This is a genomic window from Propionispora vibrioides (genome assembly GCF_900110485.1).
Classification (GTDB): Bacteria; Bacillota; Negativicutes; order Propionisporales; family Propionisporaceae; genus Propionispora; species Propionispora vibrioides.
Map to the genome: position 1 here is coordinate 1 of NZ_FODY01000035.1, position 13,278 is coordinate 13,278.

General features: G+C 50.4%; 15 protein-coding genes, 1 riboswitch and 1 other annotated feature. Of the genes, 14 read left to right on the plus strand and 1 reads right to left on the minus strand.

Translation table 11 applies throughout. The features are described from left to right. From BMW43_RS21410 to aroF, 14 genes are all read left to right on the plus strand, one after another. A partial coding sequence (locus BMW43_RS21410) for a hypothetical protein (protein WP_218140732.1) occupies positions 1-243 on the plus strand: 243 nt, incomplete at its 5' end. Between the two features lie 67 nt (positions 244-310). After that, positions 311-1,351: an aliphatic sulfonate ABC transporter substrate-binding protein gene (locus BMW43_RS19155; RefSeq protein ID WP_091751644.1), complete on the plus strand. Its 1,041-nt coding sequence runs from the start codon at positions 311-313 to the stop codon at positions 1,349-1,351. 94 nt (positions 1,352-1,445) lie between these two features. After that, positions 1,446-2,285 (plus strand): ABC transporter ATP-binding protein, encoded by an 840-nt coding sequence (locus tag BMW43_RS19160; protein WP_091751647.1) that lies wholly within the window; start codon positions 1,446-1,448, stop codon positions 2,283-2,285. Continuing rightward, on the plus strand, positions 2,197-2,991 hold the full coding sequence (locus tag BMW43_RS19165) for an ABC transporter permease (RefSeq protein WP_177173688.1): 795 nt from the start codon (positions 2,197-2,199) through the stop codon (positions 2,989-2,991). Before BMW43_RS19160 ends, BMW43_RS19165 begins: the two co-directional genes overlap by 89 nt. Before the next feature lie 27 nt (positions 2,992-3,018). After that, positions 3,019-4,710 carry an adenylyl-sulfate reductase subunit alpha gene (locus tag BMW43_RS19170; protein WP_091751650.1) on the plus strand — a complete coding sequence of 564 codons (1,692 nt, stop codon included), beginning with the start codon at positions 3,019-3,021 and terminating at the stop codon, positions 4,708-4,710. Beyond that, a complete protein-coding gene (locus BMW43_RS19175) occupies positions 4,691-5,005 on the plus strand; it encodes a 4Fe-4S dicluster domain-containing protein (protein ID WP_091751653.1) in 315 nt (104 codons plus the stop codon). The genes BMW43_RS19170 and BMW43_RS19175 overlap by 20 nt, the downstream gene beginning before the upstream one ends. A 10-nt stretch (positions 5,006-5,015) precedes the next feature. Beyond that, positions 5,016-5,816, plus strand: a complete 801-nt coding sequence (gene cysD, locus BMW43_RS19180; RefSeq protein ID WP_091751655.1) for a sulfate adenylyltransferase subunit CysD — start codon at positions 5,016-5,018, stop codon at positions 5,814-5,816. Positions 5,817-5,829: 13 nt separating this feature from the next. Further along, complete coding sequence (locus BMW43_RS19185) at positions 5,830-7,545, plus strand: sulfate adenylyltransferase subunit 1 (protein WP_091751658.1); 1,716 nt, start codon at positions 5,830-5,832, stop codon at positions 7,543-7,545. Between the two features lie 77 nt (positions 7,546-7,622). Then, a riboswitch (TPP riboswitch) is annotated at positions 7,623-7,732 on the plus strand. Positions 7,733-7,841: 109 nt separating this feature from the next. Next, positions 7,842-8,042, plus strand: coding sequence for a sulfur carrier protein ThiS (gene thiS, locus BMW43_RS21285; protein ID WP_177173689.1), 201 nt, complete (start codon positions 7,842-7,844; stop codon positions 8,040-8,042). Positions 8,043-8,045: 3 nt separating this feature from the next. Next, on the plus strand, positions 8,046-8,816 hold the full coding sequence (locus BMW43_RS19195; protein WP_091751664.1) for a thiazole synthase: 771 nt from the start codon (positions 8,046-8,048) through the stop codon (positions 8,814-8,816). Between the two features lie 46 nt (positions 8,817-8,862). Further along, positions 8,863-9,963 carry a 2-iminoacetate synthase ThiH gene (gene thiH, locus BMW43_RS19200; protein WP_091751667.1) on the plus strand — a complete coding sequence of 367 codons (1,101 nt, stop codon included), beginning with the start codon at positions 8,863-8,865 and terminating at the stop codon, positions 9,961-9,963. A 10-nt stretch (positions 9,964-9,973) separates the two neighbouring features. Beyond that, on the plus strand, positions 9,974-10,609 hold the full coding sequence (thiF, locus tag BMW43_RS19205) for a sulfur carrier protein ThiS adenylyltransferase ThiF (RefSeq protein WP_091751671.1): 636 nt from the start codon (positions 9,974-9,976) through the stop codon (positions 10,607-10,609). Beyond that, a complete protein-coding gene (gene thiE / locus BMW43_RS19210; RefSeq protein WP_245732628.1) occupies positions 10,596-11,243 on the plus strand; it encodes a thiamine phosphate synthase in 648 nt (215 codons plus the stop codon). Before thiF ends, thiE begins: the two co-directional genes overlap by 14 nt. 246 nt (positions 11,244-11,489) lie before the next feature. Beyond that, positions 11,490-11,750 (plus strand) — a binding site (T-box leader). A gap of 58 nt (positions 11,751-11,808) precedes the next feature. Further along, on the plus strand, positions 11,809-12,825 hold the full coding sequence (gene aroF, locus BMW43_RS19215; protein WP_091751674.1) for a 3-deoxy-7-phosphoheptulonate synthase: 1,017 nt from the start codon (positions 11,809-11,811) through the stop codon (positions 12,823-12,825). On the opposite strand, the gene BMW43_RS19220 is transcribed toward aroF, so the two are convergent. Beyond that, positions 12,818-13,117: a hypothetical protein gene (locus BMW43_RS19220; protein WP_143050669.1), complete on the minus strand. Its 300-nt coding sequence runs from the start codon at positions 13,115-13,117 to the stop codon at positions 12,818-12,820. The genes aroF and BMW43_RS19220 overlap by 8 nt on opposite strands. Positions 13,118-13,278: the final 161 nt, after the last annotated feature.

The window sequence follows — 13,278 nt, forward strand, 5'->3', positions numbered from 1 at the left end:
ACCCACGATACCGGAGCATCAACACCCTCGCATATTAGAATCCACTTGGAGGCAGCTTGTTGCGAACCTCCACTGCTAAGAGGCAAGCCGCATCTCCAACAAACAGCCATCGGTTTGAAGCTAACTTCCGGTTCAGGGGAACAGACTTTTTATGAAGCAACCTTTCGGTTCAACAGGAGGAAAAAGAACTTTTACCTGATTGACTTTAGTCAATTGTATCATGGGCATTTTCAAGCCGATTGATTGGCTGGTGAAGCAGGAGCACCTAAATTCCATCCTGCAAAACTTATTATACGAGGGAGGATAAAACATGAAGTTTGCAAAAGTGGGAATCATCGCGGGAGTCTTAGCCGGCATGGTGCTTGGTTTGGCAGGCTGCTCCTCGCAGCAAGCCTCAGAAAGCAAGAATGTTAAAGTCCGGATTGCTTTATTTCCTAATATCACCCATTCACAGGGGCTGGTTGGCAAAGGCGAGGGCCGTTTTGAGAAAGCCTTGGGTGAAGGCAATCAGGTGGAATGGAAAATATTTAATGCCGGCCCTTCGGAGATTGAAGCCTTATTTGCCGGTGAAGTGGATATCGGTTATATCGGACCAGGACCTGCCATTACCGGCTATGTTAAATCCAAGGGAGATTTGCAAATTATCGCCGGAGCAACAGATGCCGGTTCCGTGCTGGTTTCACGCAGCGGACTGATTATTAAAGATTTAAAAGAGCTTAGCGGCAAAAAAATTGCGGTGCCGCAATTTGGTAATACCCAGGACTTATCTTTGCGCAATATTCTTTTGGAAAATGGCTTGCAGGACACCACCAAAGGCGGAACAGTTGAGATTCGTCAAGCCGACAATCCGGATATTAAAACGCTGCTGGATCAGGGCGCAGTTGATGCGGCACTGGTGCCTGAACCCTGGGGCACCCGCCTGATTAAAGAAGTAAAGGCCAATCTGGTGCTGGATGAAAAACAAGTTTGGCGAAATGGCAAGTATACTACGGCCGTAGTCATTGCCAGGACTTCCTTCATCAAGGAACATCCTGATTTGGTGGAAAAGTTCCTGCGGACCCATGTGGAATTGACGTCGTATATTAATGAAAATCCGGCTCAGGCCCAGGAAACGCTGAATGACCAGATTAAAGCGATTACGCAGAAACCGCTGGGCAAAGACCTGTTGGCCGATTCGTTTAAGCGCTTAACCGTAACCTACGATCCTCAGAAAGAGTCGGTCGTCGGGTTTAGCAAACTTTCCGCGGCGGCCGGTTTTGTCAAGGAAGAACCGGATTTGAAAAATTTGTTTAACTTTACCATCCTGAATAAAGTGTTAAAAGAAAAAGGGCTGCCGACAGTAGAGGAATAATCACCAGGGGGACCGCTGACTTAATGAGTCTGCCAGGCTGTGCAGTGTGAATAAATCAGTGGTTCCTTCTAAGACAGTGGGAAGAGGTGAAACAGTGAGTGTTGTCATTAACCATATCAGCAAACAGTTTGTTACGGATCATAAGACCGTTCATACGTTAGACGATATTAATCTGGAGTTCAAAGAAGGCGAGTTTATCTGCCTGTTGGGACCGTCAGGCTGCGGTAAATCGACCTTGCTTAATATTATCGCCGGGCTGGAAGCGGCAACGGCGGGAAACGTGCTGTTGCAGGATAAGGAAATCCAGGGTGCCGGTCCCGACCGGGCCGTCATGTTTCAGGAAGCGGCACTGTTCCCCTGGCTGCGGGTCATTGACAATGTGGAATTCGGGATGAAACTGGCCGGTGTGCCGAAGCAGGTACGGCGCGAAACGGCGGTCAAATATTTGAAAATGGTGCACCTCACCAGGTTTCAGGATTGTTTTGTCCATGAATTATCAGGCGGTATGAAGCAGCGGGTAGCCCTGGCCAGGGCCTTAACGCTCGACTCGAAAGTGCTGTTAATGGATGAACCCTTTGCCGCTCTGGACAGCCAGACCAAGAATATTCTGCAGGCCGAACTGCAGCGTATCTGGTGGGAGACGAAAAAAACCATTCTGTTTGTTACGCATAATGTGGAAGAAGCTGTAGTGCTCGCCGACCGGGTAGTGGTCATGTCGGCTAATCCGGGCCGGGTAAAAAAAGAATTCCACATTCAGCTGGCCCGGCCGCGGCTGCCGGAAAGTCTGGATGTTTCCTACTTTGTGACAGATATTCTCCGGGAACTCAAAGAGGAGGTGGAGAAGGTTGCCAAAGCTGAATTCGACAGTGATTGGAATATTAAAAAAGATACTATTTTACCTGATTCTGATAGCAATATGGGAATCGGCTTATAAGCTGGGCGTAGATATATTACACGTTTGGAAACCTTATATTTTCCCTTCGCCGGTGGATGTTCTGAAAACGCTGGCCGGCCTGATTGACGACAATAGCCTGGGGATTGCCGTGCTGGCCAGCGCCAAGCGCATTTTTATCGGCTATTTGCTGTCCATGGCGCTGGGAATTGTAATCGGTCTGCTGGTGGTCCGGTTTAAGTATCTGGATGAGAATCTTAGCCCTCTTATTTTAGGTATGCAAACGCTGCCAAGTATTTGCTGGTTGCCGTTTGCTATTTTGTGGTATGGACTTAACGAAAGCGCCATTATTTTTGTCATAGCCATAGGTTCTACCTTTGCTGTTGCCATGTCTATCGAATCAGGCATGAAGAACATCAACCCGCTCTATTTGAGAGCCGCTAAAACCATGGGCGCCAAGGGATTTACCATCTACAGGTATGTAACTATTCCGGCCAGTCTGCCCAGTCTGATTTCCGGTTTGAAACAAGGCTGGTCATTCGCCTGGCGGGCACTGATGGCTGGTGAGATGATGTCGGCTACCAAGGGACTGGGCCAGGTGTTGATGGTTGGACGGGATTTGGCCGATATCAGCCAGGTAATGGCGGTTATGCTGGTCATTATTATTTTAGGCGTTGCCGTCGACAAACTGATTTTCGGCCGCTTGGAAAACAATGTCCGTCAAAGATGGGGACTAAACAGGGCTTAATGATCGCAAATAGAAAGGAACAAACTCATGAAATTGGAAACCAAGGTGTTGCATACCGATGTGCTGATCGTTGGCGGCGGGACGGCAGGTTGTTTTGCCGCATTGACCATGGCCGAGCGGTCGGATGTCAACGTGCTGATTGCCGAAAAGGCCCATATTAAGCGCAGCGGCTGTCTGGCGGCCGGCGTCAATGCCCTGAATGCTTATATTGTGGAAGGACAAAGTCCGGAAAGTTATCTTGCCTATGTCAGGCAGGATGCGGCTAAAGTCATCAGGGAGGACCTGGTATACTCCATGTCCAAGCGGCTCAACGCTGTTACGGCAAAGCTGGAGAAACTGGGCCTGGTCATTCTGAAAGACCGGGACGGAAAATATATGGCCCGCGGCAACCGCAACATTAAGATCAACGGCGAAAATATCAAGGTGCTGCTGGCCGAGGCCGTGGCGGCATCGCCTGGCGTTACTGTTTTAAACCAGTTTTGTGTAACCGATTATATCGTGGACAATGGTGTGGTCACCGGAGCGTACGGGTTTTCGATTACCGAGCCTGTTTTCTATGCTGTTTACGCCAAGGCAGTCATCTGTACCACCGGCGGCGCTGCCGGGTTATACAGACCCAATAATCCCGGTTTTTCCCGCCACAAGATGTGGTACTCTCCGTTTAATACGGGAGCCGGCTACGCGATGGGGATTCGCAAGGGCGCGGAGATGACCACCTTTGAGATGCGCTTTATTGCGCTGCGCTGTAAAGATACCATTGCACCCACCGGGACAATTGCCCAAGGCGTTTGGGCGCCGCAAATCAACAGCCGGGGTGAGGAATATGAAAAGCAGTACGGCGTTCCCAACACATCGCTCAGGCTGTATTCGACCGTGCAGGAAAATCAACAGGGCCGGGGTCCCTGCTATCTGAAAACGGCGGGTATTACTGCCGAACAGGAGCAGGAGTTGTATAAAGCTTATTTAAATATGGCGCCTTCGCAAACGCTGCGCTGGCAGGAGAGCGGCCGGGGGCCGGCCGTGGAGCATGTGGAGATTGAGGGGACGGAGCCTTATATTGTCGGTGGACACACTGGCAGCGGTTATTGGGTGGATACGCGGCGCCGGACAACGCTGCCGGGATTGTACGCTGCCGGCGATGTGGCCGGCGGCAGTCCGCAAAAATATGTGACAGGTTGTCTGGCGGAAGCCGAAATCGCCGCTTTAGCCGTCCTGGAGGATATTCAGGACAAACCGTCCCCTGTCGCCGATCTGGCGGAGATTGACGGAGAACAGGAAAAAATTCTTGCTTTCTTAACTCAATCGGTCGGCTTATATCAAACGGAACAACTGGAAGAAGCCATGCAGAAAACCATGGATGAATATGCCGGCGGGATCACGGTGGGATACGTATATAACCGAAAAAAACTGCAGGTGGCCCAAGGTCGTATGGAAGAGCTGCTGGTCCTGGCCAGGCAGCTCAGTGCCGGCGATATGCATCAACTAATGCATATCTATGAACTGCTTGACCGTCTGTATGTATGCAAAACACTGATTGCTCATTTGGCGGCACGGCAGGAGACACGCTGGCGCGCTTTTCAGGAAAACGCCGATTATCCCTGCCAGGATGACGAACACTGGCTGAAATATGTGAATTCCCGCCAGGAAGCAGGCAAAGTGCGCATTGTGCTGCGGAATATTGTCGAGAAGGATGAGATCTATGAGCATACGGATCAATAAAGATAACTGTATCGGCTGCGGCGGTTGCCGTCAGGTGTGTCCGGGCAGCTTGCTGTATGCTGATGAACAAGGGAAAAGCGAAATCCGCTATCCTCAGGATTGCTGGGGCTGTACTTCCTGCGTCAAGGAATGTCCGGTTGCCGCCATTCAATTTTACTTGGGGGCGGATATCGGCGGCCGCGGCGGTTACCTTTACACCAGACGGGAAAAGAATTATCTCCATTGGGTTATGGTAGGCCCGGATGGTACGGAAACGGTGATCACCATTGATAAACATAAGGCAAATGCGTATTAAGGAGGCAGTTATGGATCATTTGGATAGTTTAGAGGCACAGAGCATTTATATTTTGCGGGAAGCCTATAAAAAGTTTGGCAAATTGGGCATGTTGTGGTCCATCGGCAAAGATTCGACCGTGTTATTGTGGCTGGCGAAAAAAGCTTTTTTTGGTCATTCGCCTTTCCCGTTTATTCACGTAGATACAACCTATAAAATACCGGAGATGATTGCCTATCGTGACCGGATAGCCAAAGAATATCAGTTGGATTTGATTGTGCACACGAACGAGGAGGCGCTGCGGGCTGGTATGGGGCCGGATAAAGGACGGCTGGTTTGCTGCAAGGCTTTAAAAACTGACGGACTGCAGCAGGTTGTGACCCAGTATGGCTTTGAAGGGCTGATTCTGGGCATTCGCCGGGATGAAGAAGGGTCCCGGTCCAAAGAAAGAGTGTTCAGCGAACGAAATAAGGATTCGGAATGGGATTATACCAACCAGGCTCCCGAATTATGGGATCAGTTTAAAACCGATTTCCCCAAAGGAAATCATATCCGGGTGCATCCGATTCTCCACTGGAATGAAATTGATATTTGGGCCTATATTGAACGGGAGAATATCCCGTTGGTCGATTTGTATTTTGCCAGAAACGGCAAGCGCTACCGCAGTTTGGGCTGTGCTCCCTGTACCGGACAGATTGATTCCCAGGCAGTGACGGTGGCGCAAATTATTGAAGAACTGAAGCACACTACGGTGAGCGAGCGGGCTGGTCGGGCGCAGGATCAGGAAGATTCCTACGCCATGCAGAAGCTGCGCAAAGACGGTTATATGTAAAGGAGAGAAAACGATGGTAGTTGCCAGAGAATCATTGAACATCGTCGTAGTGGGACATGTCGATCATGGAAAATCAACCGTCATTGGCCGGTTGCTGTATGATACCAAATCTCTGCCTGAAGGCGCGATTGAACGGGTGAAGCGGATTTCTCAGGAAAAGGGGAAGCCCTTTGAATACGCCTATTTGCTGGATGCCTTTGAAGAAGAGCAAAAGCAGGGCATTACCATAGATACCACGCAATTGCAATTTCATACCGAACAGCGGGATTATGTCATTATTGATGCACCGGGGCATAAGGAATTCTTAAAGAATATGATTTCCGGCGCAGCCAACGCTGAAGCGGCCTTGCTGATTGTAGACGCTAATGAAGGCATTCAGGAGCAATCAAAGCGTCATGGCTATATTCTGTCCCTGCTGGGCATTCAGAAAGTATATGTGCTGATCAATAAAATGGACTTGATCGGCTATTCGGAAGCCATTTATAATCAGATAAAAAAGGAAATGCATGAATTTTTGGGTAACCTTCAGGTATATCCCTTGAAATACATTCCCGTATCGGCGTTTTGGGGTGAGAATATTACGCTGCATTCGGAAAAAATGCCCTGGTACAAGGGGGAGCCACTGTTGACTGCCCTGGATTTGTTTGAAAAGGATCGCGGACTGGAAGACAAAGCGCTGCGGTTCCCCATACAGGATGTTTACAAGTTTGATCACCGGCGCATCATTGCCGGGCGGATTGAAGCGGGAACCTTGCGGGAAGGCGATGAAATCGTTGTCGTTCCCGGCCGTAAAACGACCCGGATCAAAACCATCGAGTACTGGGCGGAGCGGGATAAGACCAAGCATTCCCAGGCCGGCATGTCGGTAGGGATCACTGTGGAAGATGAGTTTTTTAACCAGCGCGGTGAAATGATTGTTCATAAGGAGGATATTCCGCTTATTGCCAATACTTTTAAGGCCAATATTTTCTGGATGGGCAAAAGGCCTTTGCAAAAAGGACAGGAATATAAGCTGAAGCTAGTCACCCAGGAGGTGGAGTGCGAGATATATTCCATTACCAAAGTAGTTGATGCTACAACGCTGGCAGCTACGGGAGACGCCGGTCAGGTGAATACCAACGATGTGGCGGAAGTGATTATCCGGACGAAGCGGGAAATCTGTTTTGACGAATTCCGGAACAATCCGGTCACCGGGCGGTTTGTGCTGGTTGACGGCTACGAGATATGCGGCGGCGGAATTGTATCCGGTTTGGTGGAGGGCCTTAAGGCAGGAAGCTCATTGGTAAAACAGGATAAGGAATTGATCGTCGGCTGCTTTGATGAATACTATTATATTCTCTCGGAAAACCGGCTGGAACGTTTGCCGCGTAAAGCCCATAACTTCCATGTGGGCGATGTGCTGCCGATTACAGGAGACAGCTATGAATATCCGCAGGACTTTGATTTGGTGGATGCCAGCGGCGGCTTGGCCGCTAAGGTGCGCAATGCCAAGCTGCAGACGCTGGTGTCGTTGGCGGAATATACCTATAGCGGGGTGCCTGTCCTCAATCCGCAGGGCTTTTATGTTCGGGTAGCGTCGGCCGAAGATCTGGCCTTATTTCGGCAGGAATACGCCGCTGCAAGCGGTCCGTCCGGTGCTGTGGTGAATAAGTGGCTTTCCTTCGGCAAGTTCCGGGAAGTCCGTTTCCTGCCGTCCCGGCAGACGCTGGAAGTTGAATACCATATTTAATTATATTTTGGCACAATTATTTTGGTCCCGTTATTGACGGCAGGGGGCGAAGGGGTTACAATCAAATTATAATTTCATAAAATTGCCGAGGGAGCTCATGTTATGGGCTGAGAGTGGACTAGTAAGCACCTTACCTCTAAACCTGATCGGGATAATGCCCGCGTAGGAAGTGTATGAATTGGTTATGCATGACGCGCTATCGTTCCGGTAGCGCGTTTTTTGTTTATGCCTGCCTGCGTTGTCGGCAACATATTCTGTCCGGGGCAGTTTGCACATCATTCCGGGAGGTGAATAGGTTGAAGATTACAGTTAATGGAAAACCGCTTGTTCTTACTGTGCCAATGACGATCAGTGACTTTATAGAAAGCCATCAGTTGAATCCGGCCACGATTGTTATTGAATTCAATGGGGCCATTGTCGCAGCAGATGGCTGGCCGTCGCTAATTATGCAGGAAAATGACAAAATGGAAATTATTACTTTTGTGGGGGGAGGCTGACCGATGAAGGATGTATTGGAAATCAGCGGACAATCATTACAAAGCCGGTTATTTTTGGGAACAGGAAAGTTTTCAGCCAATGCTGTTATTCCTGAGGTGGTCGCTGCCTGCGGTGCGCAGGTGGTGACTGTCGCCTTACGGCGGATCGATCTGCAATATCCGGAAGAAAATGTGGCGTCCTATATTCCTCAGGACTGTATCATCATGCCCAATACTTCCGGTGCGAGAAATGCCGCCGAGGCTGTTCGCATTGCCCGTCTGGCGCAGGCCGCCGGCTATGGAAACTGGATCAAGGTGGAAGTGATTGCCGATAACCGGTATTTGCTGCCGGACAATTATGAAACCATCAAGGCGATAGAGACTTTAGCGGCTGAGGGCTTTATCGTCCTGCCCTACATGTCGCCCGATTTAGCGGCCGCCAAACGGATGGTTGAGGCCGGGGCGGCGGCAGTAATGCCTTTAGGAGCACCTATCGGCAGCAACCGCGGCTTAAAGACGAAGGAACTAATCAGGATTTTGATCGAAGAGATACCGGTGCCTGTGATTGTCGATGCCGGACTGGGGCGTCCCTCGGAAGCAGCCGAGGCCATGGAACTGGGAGCGGCTGCCGTTCTTGTTAATACTGCCATTGCCACCGCCGGAGAGCCTGTTTTGATGGGCAGTGCGTTCAGGCAGGCCGTGGAAGCGGGTCGTAAGGGGTATTTGGCCCGACCTGGCGCTATCCGCCGTGAAGGGGCCGCTTCTTCGCCGCTGACCGGGTTTTTACAGGAGTAGTTTGATTAGCATCATTTAGCCCAAGCTTTGTTCAGGAGGGGAGCCTATGAGTTTTTATGGGGAACTGAAACGGTATGACTGCTTTGATTTTGACGGATATTTTTCGCGGCTCACGGCAGCCGATGTGGAGCAGGTGCTGCATAAGGAGCGGTTGCAGGTCCTGGATTATCTCACCCTGTTGTCGCCCCAGGCGGAAGGATTTTTGGAAAGCATGGCGCAAAAAGCCAGCAGGCTGACCATCCAGCATTTTGGCAAAACCATGCTTTTGTATACGCCGCTGTACTTGTCCAATTATTGTACCAATCAGTGCTTATACTGTGGATTTAATACGAAGAATATTTTGCACCGGAAAAAGCTTTCGTTGAACGAGGTGGCGACAGAGGCCGAAGCCATTGCCCGGACCGGCTTGAAGCACATTATTATTTTGACGGGTGATTGCACTAAAGAATCGCCGGTAACCTATATTGCGGATTGCGTGAAAGTATTGAAAGACTATTTTTCTTCCATCAGCATGGAAATCTACGCCCTGACTTGTGAGGAATACGAACAGTTGGCCGCAGTTGGCGTGGATGGTGTTACGCTTTATCAGGAGGTATATGCCCCCCTGCTTTACGCAGAACTTCATCCGGCAGGACCCAAACGGAACTTCCGGTTTCGTTTGGACGCACCGGAACGGGCCTGCGCCGCCGGCTTGCGTTCGGTCAATATCGGTGCGCTGCTGGGGCTTAATGAATGGCGGCGGGAAGCCTTTCTGACCGGTGTGCATGCCGATTATTTGCAAGCCCGGTACCCCGCAACCGAGATCAGCATTTCACCACCCCGTATGCGCCCCCATGCCGGCGGTTATCCGCCCAAGGCGCTGGTTACCGATAAGAACCTGGTTCAGTACATACTGGCTTACCGGTTGTTTATGCCGCATGGCGGGCTGACTCTTTCCACGCGGGAGAGCGCTGTGCTCCGTGACCATCTGGTAGGCCTGGGGGTGACGAAAATGTCGGCAGGTTCCTGCACCGCTGTGGGCGGACGGACCGATAAAGACGAAACAGGACAGTTTGAGATTTCCGATGAGCGGACGGTGGCCCAGGTGGCGGCCATGCTGTACCAGAAGGGATACCAACCGTTATATAAAGACTGGCAGTTATTGTGAGGAGTGGAGGATGAACAGGTTAGATGAGGCGCTTACCGCTTATGTGGGACCGGCATTGCTGCAATATATGAAAACCATGCGGATTGGAATTGCCGGAGCCGGCGGTCTTGGCTCTAATTGTGCGGCTATGCTTGTCAGGAGCGGGTTTAGCCGTTTAACAGTCGTAGATTTTGATCAAGTAGAATGCAAGAATCTCAACAGGCAGTTTTATTTTCAGCATCAGATCGGGAAAAGCAAAGTAGAGGCTTTGCGGGATAACCTGCTGGCTATTTCTCCCGACCTGGAATTGACAATGCTGCCTGTACGGATCGAACAACATAATGTGGCTGCTATATTCAAGGATTGCGAGGTCATTGTCGAAGCCCTTGATCGGGCGGATTATAAAAAGCTGTTGGTTGAGGCGTATCTCGCCAGCGGAAAGTTTATGGTAGCGGCCTCGGGTTTGGCCGGCTGGGGCGACAGTGACCGGATACGGGTTCACCGGCTCAAAGATACCTTTTATCTGGTGGGAGATTTGGTTTCCGGTATCGGCGAGGCATTGCCGCCAATGGCGCCCTGTGTTACGATAGCGGCTGCCAAACAGGCAGATTTAATTGTGCAGTATGCAGTCGAACGGGTAAAGGGAGATGGTGATGATGAGAAGTAAAATGGAGAATTTTTTGGCCGGCGGTATTTATGGATTAACGGCGGCCGAATATTCACTGGGGCGGTCCAATACAGAGGTGGTTGACTTATTGATTGCCGCCGGAATTAAGGTGATTCAATACCGGGAAAAGTATAAAAAGGCCGGAGCTATGTTTGAGGAATGCCGCTATATCCGGGAAAGAACCCGGCTGGCCGGGGTTACGTTTATCGTTAACGATTTTGTCGATTTAGCGTTGGCCGCCGGTGCCGACGGAGTTCACCTCGGACAGGAGGACTTACCGCCGCAGGAAGTCCGGAAGCTGGTAGGCAACGACATGCTGATCGGCTTGTCCACTCATTCGCCGGAACAGGCCGATGCCGCGGCTAAGCTGGACATTGATTACATCGGTGTAGGGCCTATTTTCCCCACCCAAACCAAAACCGACGTGTGTGCGGCAGTAGGGTTTGCCTACTTGGATTATGTCGTTCACCAGAGTAAACTGCCGTTTGTTGCTATCGGTGGCATAAAGGAAGACAATGTGTTGTCGGTCAGCCACAGGGGGGCTCGTATGATTGCCATGGTGACCGAAATTGTCGGAGCGGCGGATATTGTAAACAAGGTAGCGCAAATCAGACGAAACCTAGGGAACCACTGATTAATTCACGCTGCACGTCCTGACGGAGCTTTTTCCGCTTGGCTGCGTCAGCAAAACCTTGAAATAGGGGCCGCTATTCCTGCGGTTTTACTTTCTTGCCAAACGAAAAAATCTCTCGCCAGCCCGACAGGTTCATTTAATCAGTGGTTCCCTAGTCCATGACTAATCGTGAACGATTGTAAAAGAGATACAAAAAAATGCTTGAAAATCGTTGCAATATGTGGTAAATTATATATAATTTCATTTCGAAAAGTTATGAAGAGGAAAAGTAGGTATATGGCAGTGGTTACAGAGAGCCAGGGTAAGATGAGAGCCTGGTACACCGTATATGCTGAAGTTCGCCTTGGAGCTGCACGCTGAATTCCTGAGTCAGGATGGTAGGTGGTGACGGAAACCTTCCCCGTTAGCAAAGAAGGCAGGTATCGGCAACTGGCCCGTACTTGACAAAGTGATCTGCTTTCAGCAGGTAACAAAGGTGGTACCGCGAGCACAGTTCTCGTCCTTTTAGAGGATGAGAACTTTTTATTTTGTGCAAAATAATTTATATTAAGGGGAGATTAGGCGCATGGTAATTGTAATGAATTCTAAAGCAACGCGTGAACAAATACAGCATATTGTTGAACGGATCGAAGCAGCCGGGCTGCAGGCCCATTTGGTCGACGGTGAATTCCGTACGATTATTGGCATTATTGGCGATAAGAAGGCGATCATGTCACTGCCGATAGAAGCCTTTGAGGGAGTGGACAAAGCCTTGCCGGTTACTTCGAGCTATAAGCTGGTCAGCCGGGAGTTTCATCCCGATCCGACGGTGGTTGATGTTGACGGTGTGAAGATCGGTGACGGTTCTCTGGTGGTTATGGCCGGTCCCTGCGCCGTGGAAAGTCGGGAGCAGCTATTGGAAGCCGCCCAAATTGTCCGTGCTGCTGGCGCTCAGTTCTTGCGGGGTGGCGCCTATAAACCCCGGACATCGCCATATGCCTTCCAGGGACTGGAACAGGAAGGTCTTGAGTATTTAGCAGAGGCGCGGGCGCTTACAGGGCTGAAAGTTGTTACGGAAGTGACCAATATTCATGCCATTGAAACGGTTAGCCGGTATGCCGATATGCTGCAAATAGGTGCCCGCAATATGCAAAACTTTCATTTATTAAAAGAAATAGGCCGTTCCGGCAAGCCTGTTCTTTTGAAACGCGGCCTTGCGGCTACTTACGATGAATGGCTCCATGCCGCCGAATATATTGTCAATGAAGGCAATCCCAATGTGGTATTTTGCGAGCGCGGCATCCGGACCTTTGAAACCTACACCCGCAATACGCTGGATTTGGGCGCTATCGGCGTCATCAAGCGGTTAAGTCATTTGCCGATTATTGTTGACCCCAGTCATGGAACCGGAAAATGGCATATGGTTAAATCGATGAGCATGGCGGCTGTGGCAGCCGGCGCCGACGGACTCATGATTGAGGTGCACCCGGACCCGGAACGGGCTTTGTCCGACGGACCGCAATCCTTGAATCCATTCAACTATGCTTCGCTTATGGCCGATGTGCGTGAATTGGCCGTATTCCTGCGCAAGCAGGCTATGTAGTGTCGCCTTCTTTCAAGGGTATGTTTCGTTCCTGGGCTAATTGACGAATCTGTTCGCGCAGTTCGTCAAAGTTTCGCTGGATGAGCTGGTTGTTGGCCAGGTTGAGCGGTTGGCTCAGGTTGGATTGGCTCTGACGCTGTGAGGCGATAGCCAGGATGACACCGCCGATCGCGACGACATAGTTGCCGATGGTTTCCAGTTCGTCGCCGTCCTGGTCTTCCGTAGCCAGCAGCGTAATAATTGCCATGGTCAGTATAAGGTATTTTGGATTTACTTCGCGAAACATGTGCATCCCCCCTCATAGTGTATGCAACTGGCCATAGCTTGCTGCCGGGAGTGTTTTGATATTTTGTATTGTATAAGGAAAGAACCTGTGTTGAGGTGAGCCTCAACACGGGTTCTTTTTGATATGCGGGCAACGAACATCACGGCCGGTAGTATTTGGCTGTGACT